The sequence below is a fragment of the Candidatus Viridilinea mediisalina genome (assembly GCF_002532535.1).
GTDB lineage: Bacteria > Chloroflexota > Chloroflexia > Chloroflexales > Chloroflexaceae > Viridilinea > Viridilinea mediisalina.
In genome coordinates this window covers 42,151-65,756 of sequence record NZ_NQWI01000007.1, presented here as the reverse complement: position 1 = coordinate 65,756, position 23,606 = coordinate 42,151, and the positions used below count along the sequence as shown (strand labels likewise).

Annotated in this window: 16 protein-coding genes; 5 read left to right on the top strand and 11 right to left on the bottom strand. The window is 57.8% G+C overall.

Translation table 11 applies throughout. The annotated features are described in order from the left end of the window. Positions 1 to 291: 291 nt before the first annotated feature. From CJ255_RS02790 to CJ255_RS02780, 3 genes are all read right to left on the bottom strand, one after another. Positions 292 to 675, bottom strand: coding sequence for a response regulator (locus CJ255_RS02790; protein WP_097642580.1), 384 nt, complete (start codon positions 673 to 675; stop codon positions 292 to 294). 81 nt (positions 676 to 756) lie between these two features. Then, positions 757 to 1,299 (bottom strand): chemotaxis protein CheW, encoded by a 543-nt coding sequence (locus tag CJ255_RS02785; protein ID WP_097642579.1) that lies wholly within the window; start codon positions 1,297 to 1,299, stop codon positions 757 to 759. A 231-nt stretch (positions 1,300 to 1,530) separates the two neighbouring features. After that, positions 1,531 to 2,016, bottom strand: coding sequence for an SRPBCC family protein (locus tag CJ255_RS02780; RefSeq protein WP_097642578.1), 486 nt, complete (start codon positions 2,014 to 2,016; stop codon positions 1,531 to 1,533). Between the two features lie 243 nt (positions 2,017 to 2,259). Between CJ255_RS02780 and CJ255_RS02775 the strand changes: the two genes are divergently transcribed. Next, positions 2,260 to 3,468 carry a hypothetical protein gene (locus CJ255_RS02775; protein ID WP_097642577.1) on the top strand — a complete coding sequence of 403 codons (1,209 nt, stop codon included), beginning with the start codon at positions 2,260 to 2,262 and terminating at the stop codon, positions 3,466 to 3,468. Positions 3,469 to 3,614: 146 nt separating this feature from the next. Here CJ255_RS02775 and CJ255_RS02770 read toward each other — a convergent pair whose 3' ends face one another. From CJ255_RS02770 to proB, 3 genes are all read right to left on the bottom strand, one after another. Continuing rightward, on the bottom strand, positions 3,615 to 5,102 hold the full coding sequence (locus CJ255_RS02770) for an NAD-dependent succinate-semialdehyde dehydrogenase (protein WP_097642576.1): 1,488 nt from the start codon (positions 5,100 to 5,102) through the stop codon (positions 3,615 to 3,617). A 251-nt stretch (positions 5,103 to 5,353) separates the two neighbouring features. After that, complete coding sequence (locus tag CJ255_RS02765; protein WP_097642575.1) at positions 5,354 to 6,157, bottom strand: hypothetical protein; 804 nt, start codon at positions 6,155 to 6,157, stop codon at positions 5,354 to 5,356. Between the two features lie 143 nt (positions 6,158 to 6,300). After that, the gene (gene proB, locus CJ255_RS02760) at positions 6,301 to 7,416 is read right to left on the bottom strand and encodes a glutamate 5-kinase (protein WP_097642574.1); all 1,116 of its coding nucleotides are present in this window, start codon (positions 7,414 to 7,416) and stop codon (positions 6,301 to 6,303) included. 301 nt (positions 7,417 to 7,717) lie between these two features. On the opposite strand from proB, the gene CJ255_RS02755 reads away from it, so the two are divergent. Both CJ255_RS02755 and CJ255_RS02750 read left to right on the top strand, forming a co-directional pair. After that, positions 7,718 to 10,696: a response regulator gene (locus CJ255_RS02755; RefSeq protein WP_097642573.1), complete on the top strand. Its 2,979-nt coding sequence runs from the start codon at positions 7,718 to 7,720 to the stop codon at positions 10,694 to 10,696. 402 nt (positions 10,697 to 11,098) lie between these two features. Beyond that, the gene (locus CJ255_RS02750; RefSeq protein ID WP_097642572.1) at positions 11,099 to 11,464 is read left to right on the top strand and encodes a response regulator; all 366 of its coding nucleotides are present in this window, start codon (positions 11,099 to 11,101) and stop codon (positions 11,462 to 11,464) included. Between the two features lie 281 nt (positions 11,465 to 11,745). On the opposite strand, the gene CJ255_RS02745 is transcribed toward CJ255_RS02750, so the two are convergent. Then, on the bottom strand, positions 11,746 to 12,648 hold the full coding sequence (locus tag CJ255_RS02745; protein WP_097642571.1) for an alpha/beta fold hydrolase: 903 nt from the start codon (positions 12,646 to 12,648) through the stop codon (positions 11,746 to 11,748). A 143-nt stretch (positions 12,649 to 12,791) separates the two neighbouring features. Next, positions 12,792 to 13,955, bottom strand: a complete 1,164-nt coding sequence (gene galK, locus CJ255_RS02740; protein ID WP_097642570.1) for a galactokinase — start codon at positions 13,953 to 13,955, stop codon at positions 12,792 to 12,794. Positions 13,956 to 14,367: 412 nt separating this feature from the next. Here galK and asnS point away from each other — a divergent pair, with 412 nt between their 5' ends. Further along, the gene (asnS, locus tag CJ255_RS02735; RefSeq protein ID WP_097642569.1) at positions 14,368 to 15,690 is read left to right on the top strand and encodes an asparagine--tRNA ligase; all 1,323 of its coding nucleotides are present in this window, start codon (positions 14,368 to 14,370) and stop codon (positions 15,688 to 15,690) included. Positions 15,691 to 16,378: 688 nt separating this feature from the next. Beyond that, complete coding sequence (locus CJ255_RS02730; protein ID WP_165774534.1) at positions 16,379 to 20,209, top strand: DUF11 domain-containing protein; 3,831 nt, start codon at positions 16,379 to 16,381, stop codon at positions 20,207 to 20,209. A 203-nt stretch (positions 20,210 to 20,412) separates the two neighbouring features. On the opposite strand, the gene CJ255_RS02725 is transcribed toward CJ255_RS02730, so the two are convergent. The 3 genes from CJ255_RS02725 to CJ255_RS02715 form a co-directional block, all read right to left on the bottom strand. Further along, positions 20,413 to 21,813, bottom strand: coding sequence for an FtsW/RodA/SpoVE family cell cycle protein (locus CJ255_RS02725; RefSeq protein WP_097642567.1), 1,401 nt, complete (start codon positions 21,811 to 21,813; stop codon positions 20,413 to 20,415). 12 nt (positions 21,814 to 21,825) lie between these two features. Continuing rightward, the gene (trmD, locus tag CJ255_RS02720) at positions 21,826 to 22,575 is read right to left on the bottom strand and encodes a tRNA (guanosine(37)-N1)-methyltransferase TrmD (protein WP_097642566.1); all 750 of its coding nucleotides are present in this window, start codon (positions 22,573 to 22,575) and stop codon (positions 21,826 to 21,828) included. A 65-nt stretch (positions 22,576 to 22,640) separates the two neighbouring features. Continuing rightward, complete coding sequence (locus tag CJ255_RS02715; RefSeq protein WP_097642565.1) at positions 22,641 to 23,549, bottom strand: alpha/beta hydrolase; 909 nt, start codon at positions 23,547 to 23,549, stop codon at positions 22,641 to 22,643. Positions 23,550 to 23,606: the final 57 nt, after the last annotated feature.

Sequence of the window (23,606 nt, the reverse complement as noted above, 5' to 3'; positions counted from 1 at the left end):
ATAGAGTTTTTTGAACAAGGAATCCACCATATCAACAAGAAGAGGTACTGAGGATTGAACCACAGAGGCACTGAGGACACAGAGTTTGGAAGTAAGTGAGGGCCAACACTGGTGATGGCCGTGCCACACATATCTCTGTGTTCTCTGTGTCTCTGTGGTGAACATCTCTGTATCTCTGCAAAAACTCTACACTATACCTGAAGGACCGCAGGGCTGGGGGAAAACGGGCACAGGAAAACAACGTAGCAACCGCTGGCTGCTCCTTTACCGGCTATCGGCTATCGGCTATTCCTACGAGCGCATCATTTCCAGCGCCTGGGCGACGGTGGCGCAGAGCTCATAGGGGGCATCATCCTTGAAGAGATAATCGTTGGCCCCAAGATCGAGGGCACGCTGGACACTCGCAACGTGATCGCGGTGGGTCAGCATCACCACAGGAATATCGGCGGTACGGCGGTCGCGCTTGAGGCGCCCGAGGACCTGGAAGCCATCGAGGGAGGGGAGGTCAATATCGAGCAGAATCATACGCGGGGCCATAGAACAGGCGCGGCGCCAGCCTGAAGCCCCATCGGGCGCAACCTCTACGCTATAACCGGCGCGCTCGAGCATAAGCCGAAAGCAGAGCGCTTGGCTCTGGCTATCCTCAATGAGGAGAATGTCTGCATTGTCATTCATAGTGGTGCCCGTTGGTAATGGTAACCATCCTAACGGATTGGTTCAAGGTTTTCGGGGAGGGCGGCAAGTCTGCCCAAAGACTCAGAGACCGGCTGCTTCGGCATTCACAACTAGGGCTGGTTCAGCGAAGAGGAGTTCTGGATCGAGATGGATACTCAGTTCTGGATCAACGCCACGCACCCAGGCAACCCCACGGCCAGCGGCGGTTGAAGGGGCGGGCACCAGTTCTGCAAGGTGGCGACTCACCGCCAAGACGCTATCGGCCACGAGGCCAATTTCACTATCAGCAACACTAACAATTAAAAGCATTGCGGTTGGTGGGGGCGTTTCGGCGGGCAAGCCCAGGAGGGGGCGCAGATCGAGGGCAGTAATGAGGCGACCACGCACATTCACGAGCCCAAGGACAAAGGGGGGCACAGCGGGGAGGGGCGTACAATGGCCAAGGGGTTGCACCTCACGCACAGCCATAGCCGGCAGGCTATAGCGGCTCCCACCGAGGTGGAAGGTGAGGGTTGCCGCGCCAAGATCGCCAACAGCGACCTCTTCTTGGAGCGCCAACGCCCGCGCACGCTCACTCAGAATCGCCCATGCTTCGGGGTTGTCCAATAGCTCGCGTAGTTCCATGGTAGCCCTCAGCTTCGTGTACGTAGTCACAGCTTCCAGCAAATCAAGATGAGCAAAGTGTAACACCTTAGCATTACCAAACAAGCAAGCCCATGCAAGAATAATCCGCAAACGAGGTAAGAAGTATTAACTAGGAATCCATAAAGCTTAACTGAATCACACAAGCGGGCATGAGTGAACTAAGTTCACTCATGCCCGCTTGTGTGAAGCGTAGTGTAATCTGAGTTGTGCTTAGAGGGCTACAGCACGCTCACGCTGATGCGATTCGATCTCACCCATACGCTTATCGAGGGCAGCGAGGGCGCTTTCGAGTTCACCAGCAAGCAGATCAGAGACTTGGCGTTCAGGGACGAAGGCAGCCATTGGGCCCAGCATCGGCTCCAGATTGAGGCCCATCATAGCCTCAACCGCGACCCCATCATTCTCAGCGGTAAGCAGCCAGTGGGTTTCGACCGGAAGGGGGCTACGCACCTGAAAATGAATCTCTCGATTCTCTTCCCAGGTGAGGTCACCCTCACAACGAATGGTACCAAAGAAGCCACCGACGCCCATATAGGTGACGAGGCGGGCCTTACGCTGCTCATCATCGCGTTCCAACAACTCGGCGCGCTTCATGCGGGGCAGAAATTCGACGATGCTCTGGGGATCAGAGAGCGCGGTAAAGATCGCCTGCGGCGTTGTCTGTGCGATGAATACCCGCCGAACTGCTTTGATCATAACCCCCGTCCCCTCTCGTTGACTATAGTAGGGTGTGCATTTGTGAAAGCTCTTGCAAAGGTTTGTTTAAGCCTTTGCACAAGTCCAGTATAGCCTATGGCTATGGCGCTGTCAATAGTTTGGGGCAAAGCCACAAAGCTACTCCAATTTTCCGCCAGAGGGCGCATTTTGCTACGATTACATGTTACCATACCATTGTAGGTCAGAGTCGGTAGTACACATGCTACCATGAGGGAGGATAGTATGACGAGGGTACCACGTTGGCTGTTGCTGGTGATCATGATCGGGATGCTGTTGGTGTTGGCGGCCTGTGGCGGAGCGAGCAGCCCTGCGGTGGAACAGAGCGAGCCTGCGGCGGAGTCCCCTACCCGCACACCGCGCCCTACCCGTGAGGCCGCCGAACAACCTGCTGATCCTGTGCCTCCCACTGGTTCGAGCAATGTGCTTGAAGTGCAGATGGGACGTTTGCAAACCTATGAGCATCCGTCGGGGGTGTTTGAGATTAGCGTTCCTGAAAACTGGTCGCTACAAGATAGTAGTAGGCCCGATGAGTTGATCTTGGTGTGGACCGATCCCACCCGCAATGGTGCGGTGATTGTGGATATCTTTGAGAGCGCTGTCAACTACAGTGATGATGAGTTAATCGATATTCTCGCCAATTTCTTAGACACTCAATTCAGTGATGAACGTGAGTATGTGCTTGGTGAACCTGTCGTACAGGGTGATGATAGTATCTTGCTGATCTGGAGCTATCTGGCTCGGGCCGACAACAATGCCGATGTTATGCTGTTGGGCAATAGCTTTATCGAGCAGCGGGGCGACAAGGTTTCGATTCTAACGACGCTTATCCCTGATGAGCAGTTTGATCTCTTGGTAGATGGTACTGATGAGATCATCAACTCCTACAGGATCAACCCACGCGCAGCGCTGGCTGGCACCTCAAATGGTAGTGTTGCGCCGAGTGATGGGCAGACTGCGATTGAGTTTGGTAGGCTACGCACCTACGAGCATCCTTCAGGAATCTTCCAGATCGACATCCCGGAAAATTGGTCGCTTGAAGATATGAGCCTAGCCAATCGCTTGTTGCTCTTTTGGAGCGATCCAACAGGTGATGCGGGCGTCTTTGTGGACATTCAAGAAGACGCGAGTACCTACAGTGAAGACGAACTGGTGGTACTACTCGAGGAATTTCTGGAGGGCAGCTTTAGTGCAGCAACCGATTTCGGCATGGACGAGCCACGTTTCCAAAGTGACGATAGTATTCTGATTGTCTGGAGCTACACCCCGGACAATAGCGAGAGCCGGTTACTCGGCAATAGCTTCATCGAGCAACGGGGCGATAAGCTTTCGATCTTGAGTACACTGGTGCCAGAGGATGAGTTTGATCTGCTGGTGGAGTATACCGACGAGATTATCAATACCTATCTGATTGATGCAGAGGCGTCGTGGTAAACAGAGATACCGAGGATTGCACCACAGAGGCACCGAGAGCACAGAGTTTGGAATGGAGAGCGTGCTAACGCTGGTGCTACCCGTCTATAAACCTCTCTGTGTTCTCTGTGTCTCTGTGGTGAATATCTCTCAACCTCTCTGAAAGCTTACTCCAACCCCAGCGAAACATACTTCTCCTCAAGGTATTCATGTATCCCGCTGGGGCCGCCTTCGCGCCCGAAGCCGCTCTGTTTGAGGCCGCCGAAGGGGGCTTGGGCTGTGGAGGGGATGGGGTCGTTGATGCCGATGATGCCATACTCTAGCCCTTCGGCTACCCGCCAGACGCGGGCAAGGTCGCGGGTGTAGACGTAGGCCGCAAGGCCGTAGGGGGTGGCGTTGGCCTGATGGAGGACGCTGGCTTCGTCGTAGAAGGGGATCAGTGGGGCGACGGGGCCGAAGGTCTCTTCGCGGGCGATGAGCATGGCCCCGTGGGCGGCGCTGAGTACGGTGGGTTGCCAAAAATGGCCCGCGCCAGCCTCATGCGCGGGGCCGCCGCCGGTGAGCAGTTCGGCCCCGTGCTCCAAGGCATCGCTGATGTGTCGCTCGACCTTCGCACGGGCCTGGGCGTCAATCAGGGGGCCAATGGCGGTGGTGGGTGCAAGGCCGTTGCCGACAGGCAAGGCGGCCACCGCAGCACTAAAACGCTCGGCAAAGGCCGCGTAGATCGCCTGCGCGACAAAGATGCGGTTGGCGCACACGCAGGTCTGGCCTGTGTTGCGAAACTTGGAGGCTATAGCGCCCTGCACAGCCGCGTCAAGGTCGGCATCGGCAAAGACAATGAAGGGCGCGTTGCCGCCAAGCTCTAACGAGAGCCGTTTGATCGTGGTGGCTGAGGCGCGGATGAGCAATTTGCCTACTTCGGTGGAGCCGGTGAAACTGACTTTGCGTACCCGCTCATCGTTGAAGATGACATCGGCGAAGGCATCGGGATTCTGGCAGGTGATCAGGTTGAAGCATCCGGGCGGCAGGCCCGCCGCTTGGAAGATGTGGGCCAACTCCAACGCCGAGAGGGGCGTCTGCTCGGCGGGCTTCACGACGACGGTGCAGCCTGCGGCGAGGGCCGGGCCAAGTTTGCGTGTAATCATGGCGCTGGGGAAGTTCCAAGGGGTGATCAGCGCACAGATGCCCACGGGCTGACGCAGCACTAAGAGCCGTTTGTGCGCCTGGGTCGCCGGGATGGTCATGCCATAGATGCGCTCGGCTTCGCCAGCAAACCATGTAAGAAAACTCGCAGCATAGGCGATCTCGCCGCGTGCTTCGCTGAGCGGCTTGCCCTGCTCTAGGGTCATGATCGTGGCCAAGGTCTCTTGGCGTTCAAGCATGAGCGCGGCGGCGCGGCGCAACACCGCCGCACGCGCAGGCGCGGGGGTCGCCGCCCATTCCGGCAACGCCTGCGCCGCCGCCTCAACCGCTGCGGTTGTCTCGGTTGCGCCGCCATCGGGCACCATCGCAATCGGCATATTGGTCGCAGGATTGTTCACCGCAAAGCTTGCGCCATTGGCTGCCGGTTGCCAGATCCCGCCAATGAACAGATTATGGCGCGTTGCATCAAGCGTTGCCGCCGCAATGGCCTCGGGGTCGTAGGAGGTGGTCATGGGGTTTTCCTTTTAAGACATGGTTCATAGTTACTTTACAGTTTGGTCTCCGATGGAGTGCCGACTTTAGTCGGCTGGGGTCGTAGATTGCCATGGGATGCCGACTAAAGTCGGCACTCCAACTGTAAAGCTGAAAGGCCGTTTCTGAAACCATGTCTAAGGAAGGATACAGAAAACAGGAGATAGGAAATAGGTTTGAGGCTTCAGTATGCCTTGGATGCCTCAAGACTGTAAAGTACCCTGAAACTATCCTATCCCTTGCGAAACAACAGCAACCCCACGGCAGCAGCGCGGGCGAAGCCGGTCAATTGGTAGCCTTGGGCAAAGGCTGCTTCGGCTAGTGCGCGTACCTGGTAGCGCCAAGCGCGGGCACTAGCCATGTTCTGTTCTTTGAGTGCAGCGAAGTCGCTGGGAATCTGGACGAGGAAGGCGTCGCCGTGGGGCGCGGCAGGGGCCGCGTGGGGGTCGGGGTTGAGGAGTGGCCCCTGGGCTTGTAGCTCGGCGGCGCTGAGCTTGGGCGCAGTGCCGTTGCTACGGGCGACCACTCGCTCATCGTGGAGCCACCATTCTACGAGGAAGCGGTCGGTTGGCAGTTCGCCGTGGGGTTCTTCCGGTTCGGGGCCGTAGATGTTCCTGATGTAGGTGCGCGAGATGGCCCCAAGGTGCGCCAGGTTGAGGTTGGCATTCCGACTCAGCAGGGGGTCAAAAGTCCAGGTGATCAGGTCGAGCCCTTGGGCCAGCACATGCTCGCGTTGGGCCCATTTGAGCCGAGCCCCCAGGCCGCTGTCGCGGTATGCGGGTAGCACCGCAGCCATGTGGGAGGCATGTTTGAGCCGCCCGTCACTGCCGCGCCCCAGAAAGCCAAAGACGAAGCCTACCAGCGGGCCACTGGATTGCGCCAAGTCGAAAGCACCAAGCACCACCCCGCCGTTACGTTGGATGGTCAGCAGCATATGGTCGGCAACGGTATTAAAGCCGCCCCAGACGGTCTCTTGGAGTTGCATACATGCGGCGTATTCGGACAGGCTGTGAATGAGACGAATTTCGATAGTCATAGCATTGCAGATTGCAGATTGCAGATTGCAGATTGCAGATTGTAGATTGTAGATTGCAGATTGCCAAACATGGCGTCCTAATGGGCTTGAGCGTTATTGATGATGTGAAATGTGGTATGTTCAACGGTCATTGGTATAACAAGCTACAAGATAACCATGTCATCACGATGCACCAACTCCGGCCCGTAGTCGTAGCCGAGAGTTTCGGCGATCTGGGCGGAGCGTAGGCCACGGATGCTACGTACATCGGCGGAGCGGTATTGGGTGAGGCCACGGGCGATTTCGTGGCCGTCGGGGGCGTAGATACGAATGGTTTGGCCGCGGTCGAATTCGCCTTCAACCACGCTGATGCCAGCGGGCAGCAGGCTACTGCCGTGGTGCAGCAGTGCAGCAACCGCGCCGGGGTCAACCACCACGCGGCTCTGGCGGGCCGTTTCGGCCAGAATCCAGCGTTTACGTGCATCGAGTGGGCTGGCGGCAGCGGGAAAGCGGGTGCCAATGGCTTCGCCCGCAACGAGGCGTAAGATCACATCGGGTTCTTTGCCAGCGGCAATAACCACCGTGGCACCGGCGCGGGTAGCGAGATCAGCCGCTTCGATCTTGGTCCGCATGCCGCCGGTGCCTTGGGCCGAACCCGCACCACCCGCAATCGTCCAGATGTGTTCGTCAATCACAGGGACGGTACGAATCAGTTGGGCCTGCGGGTTGCTGCGCGGATCGGCGTCGTAGAGCCCCGGCATATCGGTGAGAATGACAAGCAGTTGGGCTTCAATCAGGCTGGCGACGAGAGCCGAAAGGTTGTCGTTGTCGCCCACCCGAATCTCGGCGGTGACCACCGCATCATTTTCGTTAATAATCGGCACAATGCCGCGTTCGAGGCAGAGGTTGAGCGTATTGCGGGCATTGAGGTAGCGCCGCCGTTCGCGCAGATCGTCGCGGGTGAGCAGCGCTTGGGCAACTTGCAGGCCATAGAGGTCAAAGAGTTGCTCATAGAGATGCATGAGGCGGCTCTGGCCCACAGCGGCGAACATCTGGCGCAGGGGCACATTGGCGCGGTTGCGCTGGGTAGGAGCTTCGCTCATGCGCTCGCGCCCGGCAGCCACCGCCCCCGACGAGACGAGGGCTACCTGGAATCCTTGTTCGCGCAGGGCCGCCACTTGGCGGGCAAGGCCCACCATGTAGGGCCGGTTGAGCCGAGCGCTGCCAGCGGTTAACACGCTGGTACCAAGTTTGATGACAATGCGATAGGGGGCTTGCATAGGGTTGGTCAATTGTTATTTATGGGTTACCATGGCATAGGGTGATCATACCTTAAAACCCACGGTTGGGGCAAGCTCCGCCCTTTCAGTTGTAGAGTTTTTGAAGAGATGCAGAGAATTTCACCACAGAGACACAGAGCACACAGAGAAATGTAATGTGTGGCAAAGCAATCACCTGTTGGCATTACCTCTCATACAATACCTCTGTGCCCTCGGTGCCTCTGTGGTTCAATCCTCTGTACCTCGCATCAGGGGGCTTGAGGTGAACTTGATGTAGCTCCGCAAGAAATGGTATCCCGTTATGCAAAGGTTCATCCATACCCGCTCGTTGCGCGCCCGCCTTTTGCTTGTACTTGTGCTCATGGTGGTGGCGCTGGTGGCAGCCTTAGCCCTGCTCGCCGACGCGATCATTGAGGGCGGTTTTCTGGCCCTTGAAGAACGCGATGTTGCTGAACGGGTCGCTCAGGTGAGCAATGCGTTCGATAATAGCATTGTGGGGCTGCAACGCACAACCCTTGATTATGCTCAGTGGGACGATACCTATGCCTTTGCACTTGATGGCGATAGGGTGTTTATTGAAACAAATTTTGTTGACACGACTTTTTTATACAATGAACTTACTTATATTGCCATTGTGAATACAACTGGTACCATCCTTTATGCTCAAGGCTTTGAGCTTGAGGAGGAGGATTTTACCGATCCACCGGCTGAGTTGCAGTCCTTTGCTGGCCCCTATGCCACGTTGTTGCAGCATGAGCAGCTTGAGGCGGGGCAGTCGGGCTTGTTGTTGCTTGAGGATGGCCCCATGCTCATTGCCTCCAAGTCAATCCTGACAAGTCTGGGTGAAGGGCCTGCCGTCGGCACCTTGCTGATGGGGCGCTGGCTCGATGAGCGCGAGATCGCAAGGCTTGAGGCGTTGACGCGGCTCAATTTTAGTGTCTGGTTGCTTGATGAGGCCCAATTGCCTGCGGTGTTGCAGCCGCTGGCAGCAGCGGGGGTTGAGGCCACACCCTTCATTCAGATTTTGGATGATCAGCAGATTCTTGGTGCCACAGTCATGTCCGATCTGAGTGGCACTTCTGGGATCATTGTGGCGCTTGAGCTACCGCGTGAAGTCTATCAATTGGGCCGCACAACCTTGCGTAACTATACACTGGTATTAGTGGGGGCTGCCCTGCTCTTTGGGGTACTTGTACTCTTTGTGGTTGATCGCACGCTCCTGCGCCGCACGTTGAGCCTGAGTCACCAGGTTGCTGCGATTGGCCCGCACACACCGGAGGTGCGCGTGGAAGCGTTGGGCCAGGATGAGGTGGGCCAGTTGGGTGAGGCTATCAACCAGATGTTGCAGCGCCTCTCCGACTACCAGACCCAGATTGCCGAGAGTGAGCAGCGCTATCGCCAGTTGATCGAGTTGCTCCCCGATGCGATTGTTGTCCACAATGGGCAGATGGTGCGCTACATCAATTCGGCGGGGGCACGGCTCTTGGGTAATGGTCTGCCTGCTACGCTGGTAGACCAACCCGTACACCCACTGATCGCGGGCTTGAGCCCGCGCCCTGATGGGGTGCCAGTCATCCAAGAGGCGGTGTTTCATACGCCCCAAGGCGCTGTGCTTGAGGTTGAGCTGGTGGCGTTGCCCTTCTATGACCAAGAGGCGCCAGCAACACAGGTGATTGTGCGGAATATCACCGAGCGTAAACAGATTGAACAGACCCTACGGGCGGCGAAGGAGGCGGCTGATGCGGCCAATCGGGCCAAGAGCCAGTTCCTCTCGACCATGAGCCACGAGTTGCGGACGCCCCTTACGGCGATTATTGGCTACGCCGAAATGCTGGAGCAGTCCTTTGCTGATGCTGAACCTGCCGAGGTTCAGCAGGACCTTGCCCGCATCCATGGTGCCGGTGTGCATCTGCTCGCACTGATCAACGATGTCCTTGATCTCTCGAAGATTGAGGCGGGCCATATGCAGATCAAGCCGAGTATGTTCAATGTCTCTGAACTGCTCGATAAGGCGCTGGCGACCGCACGCGCACTGGCGCAACGTAATGGCAATGAACTGGTGTTGCAGGCAACAGACGACCTGGGGCTGATGTATAGCGATGAGATGCGTCTGCACCAGGTGCTGCTCAATCTGCTCAGTAATGCCTGTAAGTTTACCCACGATGGCCGTGTGAGCCTTACGGTCTCGGTGCTGCCCGAAGTGGGGCCAGAGTTGCCAGAGCGCCTCGTCTTTGCGGTGCAGGATAGCGGGATTGGGATTGCGCCCGACCAGATAGGGCGGCTCTTTCAGGATTTTGTGCAGGTGGACGCTTCGAGTACGCGCAGGTATGGCGGCACCGGCCTCGGCTTGGCCTTGAGCCAGCGTTTTGCCCAGTTGCTCGGTGGTACCATTACGGTCACAAGTGAACTGGGCGTCGGTTCAACCTTCACGCTGACCTTGCCGCGCCATGTGCAGGGTGGTGCCACCAACATTCCGCTTACCCCTTTGGCCAGTAGCGATCAAGATGCGCCTCCTGCCGCCCTGCCTGGCGGCGAGAACCGGATTGTGCTGATCATTGACGATGACCCCGCTATCCGCGATCTGTTGCCGCGTCTGCTTGCCAACCCTGGGCTTCACTTCGAGACGGCGGCCAGTGGCGAGGAGGGGCTTGAATTGGCCATGGCGCTCTTGCCCGACCTCATTCTGCTCGATGTACTCATGCCCGGTATGAGCGGCTGGGATGTGTTGAAGCAACTCAAAGCCGATCCCGACACCACAGCCATTCCGGTCTTGATGCTCACCATCGCAGAGGACACGGAGCATGGCGTGATGCTTGGGGCGGCCAATCTGCTCAGCAAGCCGGTAGAGATGGATCGCTTGGGCCAAGAGGTCGCATTGCTGCTGCAAGGCCAAGGGGCGACCCAACGGCTCTTGTTGGTGGAAGACGATCCCGACATCCGCACCTATCTACGTCGTACCCTCGATCAGGGCGGCTGGGGCGTGATCGAGGCGGAGGACGGGGAGACGGCCCTGCGCCTGTTGGCCGAGCAAGCGCCTGCGTTGGCCGTCGTAGACCTCATGCTCCCCGACATGGATGGCATCAGCCTGATTGCGGCCTTACGTGCCCACCCTCATGGTACAAATATCCCCATCCTCGTAGTGACAGCCAAAGACCTCGGAGCGGACGAACAGGCACAACTGAACCAATCGGTGGCCCAGGTGCTGCGTAAAGGCAGCTTCCGGGGCGATGAGTTGCTGCGGAGCGTTCAAACGCTGTTGCAGCGCCCAATGAAGGAATAGTGGACAGGCAGGAACCGGGTTTCCGTTTGCATCATAGGTAGTGCCGACGTTAGGGAAGCAGAAATTGTTACGTATCCCAGCAGCCTGTCATGCTGAATAGTCCATGGGCGAGCATCGTAGTGCCGACTTTAGTCGGCTGAGGTCTTTGCCAGCGATGGGAAGCCGACTAATGGTCTTCCAGAAATTAATCCGGTGTCGCGGCACGGACTAGACCTGATAGATATGCCAGATCTGCGAGGTCTGGTTAGCGGATTATTTACTGGAAGACCATAAGTCGGCACTACCTACGGCGCAAAACAGGAATGTTCCTATGAACCTTCGCTCAGGGTGGCAACGCAACGGGGCAATCAACAACATCCGCTTCCCTAAAGTCGGCACTACGACTGTAAAGAGGCAGCATCAATGACCTATATACTCCTAGTTGAAGATGACACAATGATCCGCACAATGGTCGAAGCCCGCCTGACCCGTGCGGGCTACGAGGTGGTCTGCGCCAGTGATGGCATCGAGGCGTTGATGCGCGTGCGCGAGCGTCTGCCCAACCTGATTGTGCTAGACATGGGCCTACCCAAGCTGAATGGCTGGCAGACAACCCAACGCCTGCGGGCGCGCCGCGACAGTGCTGAGGTGCCCATCATTGCGCTCACGGCCTACGCTCTAGACGCAGATCGCGAGCGTGCGCTGGCTGCGGGCTGCAACGCCTTTGAACCCAAGCCGATTGATTTTGCCAGCCTCTTGGGGACTATTGAGCGGTTGTTGCGAAAGTGAGGGAAGCGGATTTTGTTCATTGCCCCATTGTTTTGTCATCCTGAGAGACCGTAGGTAGTGCCGACTTTAGTCGGCTGAGGTCTTTGGAAGCGATGGGAAGCCGACTAATGGTCTTCCAGAAATTAATCCGGTGTCGCGGCACGGGCTAGACCTGATAGATATGCCAGATTTGCGAGGTCTGGTTAGCGGATTATTTACTGGAAGACCATAAGTCGGCACTACGATGGCTGCCGCTTCGCCTCACGCATCCTACGAGGACACGCAACCCGCGCCGCCTCACCTCACGCATCCCCTGCCGAACCAAGCCGAGCGGCAAAACGGCGCGTAAAGCGCACGAGCTTATAGGGGCGTTCGCGCTGGGGCAGGTGGCCACAGCCAGGCAACAGACAGACCTCGGCGGACGTCAGGTTATCGCGGAAGAACTCAAAGGAGCCAGCGGGCAAAAAGGTATCGCGGCTACCCCAGACGAGGGCGACGGGCACGCGGATTGCGGCCAACTCTTCAGGGCTAAAGAAGTCATCCTCTTTGGCAGCAGCCACAAACTCGCGTACCGCATCGCGCAAAAAGAGATCGCGGAAGCTGTGTTGCGCCAGGTAGAGGGCCAGAGGCACGCGGCCAAACATCTGGCGGTAGATGCGCCGCACGGTACGCATATCGCGCACCGCCACCGTATCGGCAAAGGGCTCCCACGAAGGCCGACCAGCGAGCTGGGCGCCACCGGGATCGAGTAGGACAATCCCACGGGCCAACTCGGGGTTACGCACAGCGAGGCGGGCGGCAATCCAGCCCCCCATTGAGTTGCCCACAAGCAGGGCCGGGCCGCCTACGACATCACGCAGTAGCGCCTCGATTACCTGCACCTGCTCGTTGATACTAGCGTAGCGTCGTCCTGCTGGGTAGCCACTCAAACCAAAGCCGGGCAGATCCACGGCATAGACCGGGCCGATCTTCGCCATGCCACGGGCAACAAAGGCCCAGGTGATGGCGCTATCGGCGATCCCATGAATCAGGACAACCGGCATAGGGTTTTGGGGGTTCCCTCGGGCTGGTAGTTGGTAGTAGTGGGTCGGAATACCCGCCAAGCGGCGCTCGCAACTCTGCGTACCGCCGCGCAGCATAAAGCGCCGGGTGATCCCTAGCACAAGCGGGATCAAGACGCGCGAAAGTGGTTCACTAAAACTCATGCGTTGGGAGGAGATTGCTTCCATAGTTTTGTGGTGGTAGTTCGGGGTGTGCGCGGGAACCAGGTTCCCGCGCATGCTCCCGCTGTCAGGCCAGGTTGTAGGGCACCGCCCTACACATAGGGGGCAACGTGGTTGCCCCAGTTTCAATAGATAGCGATGCGCCCAACCCCTTCAGCGGGAACACAAACAAGAACGTGAGCCGTGCGTTGAAATTGCGTATGGTAACGAGCGATAAGCTCTTCTGTGAAGCGCTCGACCGCGCCGAGGCGCACGAGGCTAACAGTACTGCCGCCAAAGCCGCCGCCGGTGAGCCGCGAGCCATAGCAGCCGTCGAGGCTTTGGGCATGAGCGACAAGTGCATCAAGTTCTGGCACACTGACCGCGTAGTCGTCACGGAGGCTGGCGTGGGAGGCGTTCATGAGCGCACCGAAGCCCGCGAGATCGGCGTGTTCTAGGGCGGCAGCGGCAGCCTGGGTACGTTCAAGCTCGCTGATGACATGGCGGGCACGTTGGAGGATGGTGCGCGGCAGCAGCGGGGCGTGCTGCTCAAGTTGCGCCATGCTCACATCGCGCAACGCAGCAATCTGCGGCAAGGGGCCACGCAGTAGGCGTAGGGCTGCTTGGCATGCGCTCCGGCGCTCGTTGTAGTCCGAATCAACGAGTTGGTGGCGCACGCCACTATCGCAGACGACAATCCGCACATCGGGGGGAATAGGAATCGGGTGATAGCTCAGATCACGGCAGTCGAGCAGCAGCGCGTGGTTGGCATGCCCCAGTGCAGCCACAAACTGATCCATAATACCGCACTGCACCCCCACAAAGCTCTGTTCCGCCCCTTGGGCCAGCAGGGCCAACTCTTCGCCCAGCAGATTAACATTGTTGAGCGATTGCAGCGCGTAGGCAACCGCAACCGCAAGGGCAGCCGAAGAGGCCAAACCGGCCCCCATTGGCAGATCGCTCATAATGAGCAGATCGGCCCCCAACAGCGGCAGATCGCGGGCCATAAAGCTCTTGGCCACCCCCCGGATATAGTTGCTCCAAGGCTGATCGCTACTCCGTTCGATCCAATCGAGCGCAAAGCGGTCTTCAGCCTCAAGATCAACGCTATAGGTCTGCACAATGCGATCGGTACGGGCGCGAGCCGCCACAAAAGTCGCCCGATCCAGCGCCACTGGCAGCACAAAACCCTCATTGTAATCGGTATGCTCGCCAATCAGATTGACCCGCCCGGGCGCCTGCACCACCAGGCGCGGGTGCTTGCCAAAGCGATTGTAGAAGGCCGCATGGATGTTGGCGAGTTCGGGCATGAGGGACTCCGGGGGGGCTGGGGGATAGAAACGTAGGAAAGAGGTAAATAAAGTAGGCTAGAGGATAGAGAAAAGTAGGACAGTTGCACCAGAGGAACAATGTTTTACACTTCAGCGGCATTCAGCGCATCCTGATGGGGCAAACCTATTTTCTATTTTCTCCTTGCTGTATCCTTCCATTAGGTATTGTAGCACAGCCACACGTCACAAGGCGTCTCAATGGGCTTTATACCAATTACCCTTGACCCTGCCGCATCATCAAGCACGCGAAAGCCCATTGGGACGCCATGTTCGGCAATCTACAATCTACAATCTACAATCTACAATCGTACACGGTAAGTCTATGCTACAATTCAGCTTATCGAACAATGAGTTCTTATCACCTAGATACTCAATACTTAAGGAGTCCCCCATGTCCCTGCTTCCCACCACGAGCGTGGCCGCTCTGGCCAAGCATGTGGGCCAAACAGTAACCCTGGCCGGTTGGATTTACCATAAGACCGAAAAGGGGAAACTGGTCTTTTTGCAACTGCGCGATGGCACCGCTACGGTACAGTGTGTTGTCTTTAAGAAGAATGTGAGTGCCGAAGCGTTTGCCACCGCGCAACAACTCACCCAAGAGGCTGCCTGTCGCATTACGGGCAGCGTGCGTGCCGATGAGCGTGCGCCGGGCGGCTTTGAGTTGGATGTGGCTGAGGTGGCATTGGTAGGGGGCAGCAGTGACTACCCGATTAGCCCTAAGGAGCATGGCGTCGAGTTTTTAATGGAACATCGTCACCTTTGGGTGCGCTCGGCCCGCCAGCACGCCCTGCTGCGCGTGCGTGCTGAGGTGATGGCGGCATCCCAGGAGTGGCTCAATGCTCAGGGCTTTGTGCGCTTTGATACGCCTATTCTGACTGCGACGGCGGCTGAAGGTACAAGTAATCTCTTTGCCACGGAGTATTTCGACCTCGGCACAGCCTATCTCGCGCAAACCGGCCAACTCTATGTCGAAGCGGGCATGATGAGCTTTGGCAAGGTCTATTGCTTTGGTCCCACCTTTCGCGCCGAAAAGAGCAAAACCCGGCGCCACCTCACCGAGTTCTGGATGCTTGAGCCGGAGGTGGCTTTTGCCACCCATGCAGATAACCTGGTGCTGCAGGAGCAGTTCATCAGCGCGATTGTGCAGCGTGTACTGGAACGTCGCCGGGCCGATTTGGAGGTATTGGAGCGCGACACGACTGTGTTGGAACGTTGTCTCCCACCCTTCCCACGCATCACCTACGATGCTGCGCTGCAACTCATTGCCGAGCGGCAGGGCGAGGTGGAGGGCGCGACGCCACTGGCCTGGGGCGAAGATTTTGGCGCACCCCACGAGCAATTGATTGCCTCACAGTTTGATCGCCCCGTCTTTGTTGAGAAGTATCCCGCTGCGATCAAGGCCTTCTACATGCAGCCCGACGCCGAACGGCCCGAACTGGCCCTCTGTGCCGATCTCTTGGCCCCTGAAGGCTATGGCGAAATTATCGGCGGCTCGCAGCGCATCCACGATGTTGAGCTCCTCGAACGGCGCATTGTTGAGCATGGCCTGAAGCTTGAAGATTACCGCTGGTACCTAGATCTGCGGCGTTACGGTAGCGTGCCCCACAGCGGCTTTGGCATGGGCATCGAGCGAGTAGTTGCGTGGCTTACAGGGACGCGCCATATCCGTGAGACGATCCCGTTTCCACGGATGCTTTATCGGATCTATCCTTAGGTGGAGGGCGCGAGGACGCGAGGACGCGAGGACGCGAGGGCGCGAGGACGCGAGGACGCGAGGACGCGAGGGCGCGAGGGCGCGAGGACGCGAGGGCGCGAGGGCGCGAGGACGCGAGGGCGCGAGGGCGCGAGGGCGCGAGGGCGCGAGGGCGCGAGGACGCGAGGACGCGAGGGCGCGAGGACGCGAGGACGCGAGGACGCGAGGACGCGCACCCTCGCCTCCCGCATCCTCGCCTCCCGCATCCTCGCCTCCCGCATCCTCGCCTCACGCACCCTCGCAAGTCGGCAATCTACAATTATACGGTAGCAGTATGGTAATGCGACTCTGCTACACTGGGCCATAATCACCCAGCACTACTTCTCATCAATTCATACCTGTGTGTCAACTCAATTGCGCCTATGCGTATGGCTAGGGCGTTGCAGTCTGTTAGCGAAGTCGCCAAATTGCAACAAATGCAGCGGGGATATGGGCGTATTTGTGGGTGCGTACACACGTATAATAGACGTGGGTGTATAATATATCGTCTCCATAATCCCTAACAGGCTGTCTGAAAAGTCTATGAACTGGCGTTGGAGTGCCGGCTTTAGCCGGCTAAAGCCGGCACTCCAACACGTACCCACTAGCTTTTCAGACAGCTTCTAACAGGCACATGTGCAGGTACACCCACAAATACGAAAGGAGCTCCATGATGTCTTTGTCTTTCCGACGCCTCTACAGCTTGTTCGCCATGGTACTCGTGTTGCTGCTCTTAACGCCAACACCGCCTAGTGCTACGCTGGCCCAGGCGCCCCCACCGACGCCTGTTGATGAACAAGCGGCTACCAGACTGACGCTCGATGCAGCCGAGCTATCAGTGCCGACCGTGGCTAGCCCCCCACGGCAAATTGGTGAACGTTACACCCCGCCGTCCGACGCATTGCCCGAAATGGATGTAGTCGTCCCATTCGCCGAAGCCGAGCCGGTTGCCCCAGCAGGCTACATGCCCCCCAGCGAACTGGCAGATCTCAGCCTGCAACAACTGAACGATCTCTCCTTCCCGCAGCAAATTCAGGGCGACATCCAGGTTGACGTGGTGATAAGCCCCGAGCGCGTCACGCCCGGTCAAGATATTATCTACACCTATATCTTCACGAACACCCGTAGCACTCCTGCCTCCGACTTTGTTATTGCAGCCCGCTGGACTGAATTCGCGTTTGTTAATAATAGGAATACAGTCCAACAGTTCTGCAAGAACAGCGACCTGCAGGTTGTACCCCCGCGTTACTGCCTACCAGAGCAACAACGCAACGCCACGGTGGAGATTATTCCCCATACGACCGATGCTAATGTGATATACCAAATTACCTCATCGCTCGCTCCCGGCCAGTCTGGCAGTTTCCAAGTGGTATTAGGCACACGCGACAATCACTATCCGCTCACGGGCCAGCCGCCCAAGCGGCCTGCGGGCTCGGCTGCACTGGCCAATAGTGTTGGTAGCCCAAGTATCAGCGAGGACACCGCCAACGCGATCTTTATTGGCCCGGTCTTTGTGCTAGAAAAGGATCGCACGAGTCCCGCGACACACTACTACGCCCGCCCCGATCAGGTTGTCGAGTTCACGATCAGACTCGGTAACGCTACCGCTCCCGGCGACCGTGCTGGCGATCTTATTCGCGCCGATGCGGTTGCTGCGACCAATATTACCCTAACGGATCGCATTCCTGCGGGTAGCCAGTATGTAAGTTCGGAGGGGCCGGTACAGGCCGAAGTGGACGAAGAGAACGGCGAGATCCGTTGGGTGATCCCTGGCCCACTGCAACCTGGTGCCAATCCGCTGGAGTTCAAGGTGCGCTTCTTTAAGCTCGATGTTGCCATCGAGTGTACCATCCTCCGCAACAATACCTACTTTGTAACCAGCGATGAGATACCTCTGCTGGGTTCAGCCACAACCCGTCATATCATCTCAGGTAGGCGTGTAGATGCGAGCATCCAGGTGCCCGTGGTGATCGCAGCGGTCAGTGCCGATCCCGCCCGCCCGATCTTGGGCAATGAGGCCGAGATTACTATCAGGGTGCAGAATTTCTGGGATCGGCCGATCAATGATCTCGAATTGCGCTATATTATCCAGTCTAATGCCTACTACATACCAGGCCGCGCTAATCCACCGCCCTATTCTGCGCCCGACGGCAGAGAACTTGGCGGCGATGTGGTCTGGAAGCTCAATATGCCCGCTGGCTCCTTCAGCGCTCCCTCGAGCCAGACCGTGACTCTGGTGATTCGTGGTGGTAATACGACGACCGTGGCTCGTGGGACTGGTGTCGCCAGTGTGAGTGTGCCCCAAGATGTCCCCTCGGCCTGTATCCAACCCCGGAGTGGGCGGGCGAACTTCCAAGCCTTTACGCGCCTCTTTGCCAGCAAGCTCGCCGACCCCGAGATGGAGCAGACCGAAGGCCAATACTTGGTTACACGCGGCGGTAGCTTCACCTACATTATTGAGATCGAGAACCGTAGCTCGGAGACCGCCGATAACGTCCGCGTGATTGACCGCATGCCCTCGGGCAACGGTGCTAACTTTAGCTACCAGCAGGGTTCTTCCACGCTCAATGGCCAATCGTTCCAACCCACGGATGTGCGGAATGGTAGCGGTGGCACGATCACCTGGGAGGGCATCAGCGTACCGGCTGAAGAGACGATACAGCTCCGCTACACCCTGAACATCGAAGGCTACGAGTATATTGACCACTGCAACGCCTTCGACTATGAAGTGGTAGATAGCGACGAAACTGTCAACAAAACCCGCGCAAACCGGGTCTGTGTACGCATCTCACCGCCGATGATCCTGACCAAGACGGCCAGCCGTGAGACGATTGACGGTAATAATGAGGAAGACAACCACGAAGTGGTCTTCACCCTCACCTATAGGAACCTCGACAACCGTGAATACCGCGTCGGCCTCTATGATGTTGGCGGCAACTTTGCCTTTGTCCGTATGGACGACGACAATCCGCCACCGACGGTTGTCAGTGGTAATACCTTCGAGTGGCCGCAACGAACCATTGGCCCGAATGAGAGCTACACGGTGCGTTTTGTGGCCCGGCTGGATCCACCTCGCTGCCGAAGCACCTCCTTTAACAACATTCTTGACTTCCGCTTCACACCCAGCCTTGGTGGAACGTCCTACGTTGTGCGTTCAGTGCCACGCACCGCTGCTCCCGTAGAATACCTCTGCGGTACCGTCTTGAACACACTCACCTTCAGCAAGGCAATTGACCCGCGCGGCAACATCAGCCTCCAGGATCGCCACGAAGTTCGGCTGAATGTGAAGAATAACAATACCGAAGCTGAACAGCGTAATGTACGCTTCATTGATGTACTGCCCCCCGGCTTTACCTTTGATGGCATGTCACCCGATAGTGCGATTAGAGATCAGCCTCAGAGCACTACACGCGAAGACGGGCGTGTAGTGCTGACATGGACGCTTGCCACGCTTGCGCCTGACGCCAGTACGAATGTGCGCTTCTTCGCCCGTTCGGGCGATATCGTTGGCCCCTTTAGAAATCTGTTCCGCGCCGAGGCCGACAACATTGACGGCGTAGGCACCTGCCCTGATGATCCGCAAGAGCCTTGCCGCAACTACGAATGGATCGAAGATGAGGACGACGAGTTTAGGCTCTATGCCTTTGCTAATATCCAGGTGGTGCCGATGGCTACCGTCGAGCCCACAATTGAGCGGGCCGATCAATGCGTCAACCTTGACCACGAGCAGGAGCGCGACTACCAGATTAGCATCGTGAACACCAATCGCCACGCTTACACCAGCACGGCGGTGACCGTGACGCTGCCGCTGGGCCTCTACTACGAGAGAATGTTGGAGGAAGGGGGCAACCCGCCGCGTGTGATCTCGGAGGATCATAACGGTACGGTGCTGCGCTGGGAGAATCTGTATGTACCAGAGAAGCCAGCGGACGTATCGGCAGCCCAGATCGCCCTACGTATGCGTCTACGCATCGGTGAAGTCTGGGGGCCACTCCAGCCCCGCGCCCAGGCCAATAGCCCTGATGGGGCCCTGCCCATCAAGGACGGGGTTCTCGACCCGATCATTAGTCTCTGTGAACCCCCCAATCCGGCCCTTGGCCTGCATGCAAACAAGAGCAGTGTGAGCTCTGAAGAGGAGTTCTACTACGTTATCTCCGCGATCAACCCGACGAACAGTCCGGTCAACGTTGACATCAGAAATAACCTCAACGAGAAACTCCAATACCTCCAGACCTTGATCGGGCCGTCGCCCCAAGTGGACGGTCAGAATCTCATCTGGTCCAACCTGACCATTCCAGCCGCTACAGATGAGCGATCTGGACGCTTGCTGATCGTCTTCAGGGTGCAAGTGAACGGTGGCGTCGCTGGTGACGTGATCCTGAATTGGATCACCCACCATAACACTGAGGCATCGTTCAATACCGACAGAAGCTTCACCCAAGTCTTCGTTATAGAAGGAGTGGTTATCAGGAAACTCTACTTGCCGTTGGTTGTTCGTTGAGGGATCTATGGCTAGAGCTTTGGGATCACAAGGATGGCCCTCACCCCCGGCCCCTCTCCCACAACGTGGGAGAGGGGCGACGGCACCGCTGTTTTTGTGCGTTCCTTTGCGCTCTTTTGCGGCACCGTTCTGTTCCCCTGTTCTTCTGTTCTTCTGTTCCTCTGTTCCTCTGTTCGCCTGTTCGCCTGTTCCTCTGTTCCGCCCTACCGCCCCCCGGTCTGGGCCGAGATACGCATCAAGAGCCCCACGATCAGAAAGTTGATCAGGATCGAGGAGCCTCCGTAGGAGATGAAGGGCAAGGTGATGCCTGTCAGTGGAATGAGGCGTAGGTTGCCGCCGAGGATGATCAGCGTCTGCACGGCAATGATGGATGTTAGCCCCACCACGAGGAGTTGCTCAAAGCCTCGGAAGCGCCCCGGAATTCGTAGGGCAATGTGAAAGCCACGGAAAATTAAGAGGATGTAGGCAATCAAGACCGCCAATGCTCCCGCGAGGCCCAACTCTTCACCAATGGCTGTAAAGATAAAATCGGTGTGGATTGCGGGGACAATTGCCGGTACGCCCATGCCCAACCCTTGGCCAAAGATGCCGCCTGAAGCGAGCGCGTAGATCGCCTGCACAATCTGGTAGCCACTGCCGCGTGCGGTCGCCCAGGGATCGAGCCAGACCTGAATACGCAGTGAGACAATAGGCATCAGTTGGTAGAGAATGTACGCCCCGCCGCCAAAGGCGATCAGTCCGGCGAGTACGTACCACGCCCGCCCCGTCGCGGCATAGAGCATGGCCAAAAAGACCCCGTAGAGCAACAAGGCTGCTCCTAGGTCGCGCTGAAAGACAATGGTACTCATTGCAATGCCCCACATGGCAGCGAGGGGCACCAGATAGGGGAGCGGCGGCAAGGTCAATGGCCCCAACTGATAACCACCAGCCACCACCTCGCGGTGCTGGTTTAGGTAGGAAGCCATAAAGATCACCAGGATAATCTTGAGCAACTCCGAGGGCTGGAAGAGAAAGAAGCCAAAGTTGAACCAGAGGTTCACACCGGAATTGTTGGGATCAACGCCAAAGATAAAGGTTGCGCCGATCAGCACCAAGCCCGAGGCCAGCCAAAAGTAGCGGTAGTGATCCAAGACATCAATGAGTGAGAGACGCAGATTGCGGATCAGGATGCGATCCCAGGGCAGAAAGATGATCGCCGCCATGCCCACCACCCCCAGCGTGACCCAGAGTGATTGTTTGGCATCAATTGCTTCGTAGCAGCCAAACACCACCCCGTCGGGCGTAGAGCAGCGGTAGAGCGCGTTGAGGCTCGGCTCCAGGCGTGCCGTCAGCATCAGGCTTAGGCCCGCCAAGAGCGCCACCAACGGCAGGAGAATCTGATCGGCCTGGGGGCTATGGAAGCTCAAGCCCACCGAGACCGCAATGAAGAGCAGCAGGGGCAGCGTCGAAGGCCAGAGGATACTCAACAGCCCCGGCACTGTAGCTACAAACTCACGCTGTTGCGTCGCCACCATGACCAGCAGGTAGCCCGCTGCAAAGAAGAGCAGGACAGTGAAGAGGAGTTGAAACTCGATTCCCCGAAATTGGCGTAGGCGTTTTAGCATGGTACCAACTCCTCACGGTACCCAACCCAACTCAGCCAAAAAGTTCAGATCGTCGCGGCTCAGTTGGCCTGTGGCATAAGCACGGGGCAATAGGTCGGGCCGACGGGCAAGGGTGCGGCGCAGACGCTCTTTGCGCCGCCAGCGCGCCACTGCACCATGGTGTCCAGAGAGCAGCACCGGCGGCACAGGGTGATCCTCCCAGAGGGCAGGTCGGGTGTAGTGCGGGTATTCGAGCAGGCCGTCGCTATGGCTCTCTTCGCTAATCGACTCGGCATCAATCACACCAGGGCGCAAGCGGGCAACCGCATCAATCAGCACCATTGCGGCCAATTCGCCACCAGTGAGTACATAATCCCCGATGCTCATTTCTTGGGTCACGAGCGTCTCGCGCACCCGTTCATCCAGACCCTCATAGTGGCCGCAGAGCAGAATGAGCCGCGGCTGGAGCGCCAGTTCGTGGGCTAACGCTTGGGTAAAAGGCGTCCCATCAGGGCTGAGGAGGATCACGGGGGCAGGCGGCGCTTCCGGTTCTAGTGCCAGCACCGCACGGATAGCCGCCGCCGTCGGCACCGCCTTCATCACCATACCGGCCCCACCGCCATAGGGCGCATCATCAGCGGTACGGTGGCGATCCGTAGCCCAATCGCGGATATTGTGCAGACGCAGCGTCATCAGCCCGGCCTGCTGCGCCCGCTTGAGAATGCTTTCAGTCATGGGCCCGCTGAACATCGCGGGAAAGAGAGTTAGGACATCAAAAATCATGCGTTTTTTCGTTCGTGTTGGTAGCATAGTCGCCAACACGAACGAAATAATACCAAATTATCCTTTTACCCCAAACTGGTCAAATACTGATCCAGAAACCCAATCACCCGCTGGCAATAGGCTGGCCGATCAATAAAATAGGCCCCACAGTGATCAACGCCAGGCACCATCCAGAGCTCACGCGGCTCCTTGGCGGCCTGGTAGAGCCGCTCAGCGTGGCTGCACGGCACGAGGGTATCCTCAGCACCATGGATGATCATAAGTGGGCGTGGGGCAAGCTGGGCCACCCGATCCAGCGGACGCACACTGCTGAAGCGGTAGCCATGGCGCATGTGTACAATCTGATCAGCGGCCATGACTAAAAATTCTGCAGGCAGGCGCAGCACACTACGGATATTATGGGCCACCACATCGCGGCCCGTGGTGAAGGCGCTATCGGCCACCACCGCGCCAATGCGGGCATCTTGAGCCGCAGTGAGGATGGCCACCGCTGCACCCATCGAAAAGCCAACCACCCCAATGGCCGCCTGGGGCTCACGGGCGGCGACAAAATCCACTGCGGCGGTCAGATCATCCACCTCACGGCTCACCAGGGTTTGTGGCCAGGGATCAGATTCACCGCGCCCTCGGAAATCGAAGAGCAGCACACTATAACCCGCACGCCAGACATTGCTGCCAATGCCAAGCATATCATCCTTGCTGCCGCTATGGCCGTGGCAGCCAATCATAACCCCTTTGGGCTCTGCTTGGGGCAACCACCAACCGCGCAGCGTAACCCCGGCACTACTGGTAAAACGCACAGGCTCAAAGGGTACGCCCAACTCCCAAGGGGTAAAGGTATAGGCATCAAGGAAGGTGCGGCGCGGCTCAGGGCTTACGCGGCCACTCACATACCAAGCCGCTCCCAAAGCGCCCCCAACAAGGCCAATCGCCCCACTGAGCAGCGAAGGAAGCAACGCACTGCGACGGATCATAGAGGAGTTCCTTAGGCAAGCAAAGAGGAAATAGGAAAGAGAAAATAGGGCGGTAGC

What these genes read in the sequence shown, in the direction of transcription:
- trmD (WP_097642566.1), bottom strand. Translation starts at nt 22,575, where the DNA reads ATGATTTTTGATGTCCTAACTCTCTTTCCCGCGATGTTCAGCGGGCCC.
- proB (WP_097642574.1), bottom strand. Translation starts at nt 7,416, where the DNA reads ATGCAAGCCCCCTATCGCATTGTCATCAAACTTGGTACCAGCGTGTTA.
- CJ255_RS02770 (WP_097642576.1), bottom strand. Translation starts at nt 5,102, where the DNA reads ATGACCACCTCCTACGACCCCGAGGCCATTGCGGCGGCAACGCTTGAT.
- CJ255_RS02790 (WP_097642580.1), bottom strand. Translation starts at nt 675, where the DNA reads ATGAATGACAATGCAGACATTCTCCTCATTGAGGATAGCCAGAGCCAA.
- CJ255_RS02755 (WP_097642573.1), top strand. Translation starts at nt 7,718, where the DNA reads ATGCAAAGGTTCATCCATACCCGCTCGTTGCGCGCCCGCCTTTTGCTT.
- CJ255_RS02750 (WP_097642572.1), top strand. Translation starts at nt 11,099, where the DNA reads ATGACCTATATACTCCTAGTTGAAGATGACACAATGATCCGCACAATG.
- CJ255_RS02730 (WP_165774534.1), top strand. Translation starts at nt 16,379, where the DNA reads ATGATGTCTTTGTCTTTCCGACGCCTCTACAGCTTGTTCGCCATGGTA.
- CJ255_RS02785 (WP_097642579.1), bottom strand. Translation starts at nt 1,299, where the DNA reads ATGGAACTACGCGAGCTATTGGACAACCCCGAAGCATGGGCGATTCTG.
- CJ255_RS02725 (WP_097642567.1), bottom strand. Translation starts at nt 21,813, where the DNA reads ATGCTAAAACGCCTACGCCAATTTCGGGGAATCGAGTTTCAACTCCTC.
- CJ255_RS02745 (WP_097642571.1), bottom strand. Translation starts at nt 12,648, where the DNA reads ATGAGTTTTAGTGAACCACTTTCGCGCGTCTTGATCCCGCTTGTGCTA.
- CJ255_RS02775 (WP_097642577.1), top strand. Translation starts at nt 2,260, where the DNA reads ATGACGAGGGTACCACGTTGGCTGTTGCTGGTGATCATGATCGGGATG.
- asnS (WP_097642569.1), top strand. Translation starts at nt 14,368, where the DNA reads ATGTCCCTGCTTCCCACCACGAGCGTGGCCGCTCTGGCCAAGCATGTG.
- CJ255_RS02765 (WP_097642575.1), bottom strand. Translation starts at nt 6,157, where the DNA reads ATGACTATCGAAATTCGTCTCATTCACAGCCTGTCCGAATACGCCGCA.
- CJ255_RS02715 (WP_097642565.1), bottom strand. Translation starts at nt 23,549, where the DNA reads ATGATCCGTCGCAGTGCGTTGCTTCCTTCGCTGCTCAGTGGGGCGATT.
- galK (WP_097642570.1), bottom strand. Translation starts at nt 13,955, where the DNA reads ATGCCCGAACTCGCCAACATCCATGCGGCCTTCTACAATCGCTTTGGC.
- CJ255_RS02780 (WP_097642578.1), bottom strand. Translation starts at nt 2,016, where the DNA reads ATGATCAAAGCAGTTCGGCGGGTATTCATCGCACAGACAACGCCGCAG.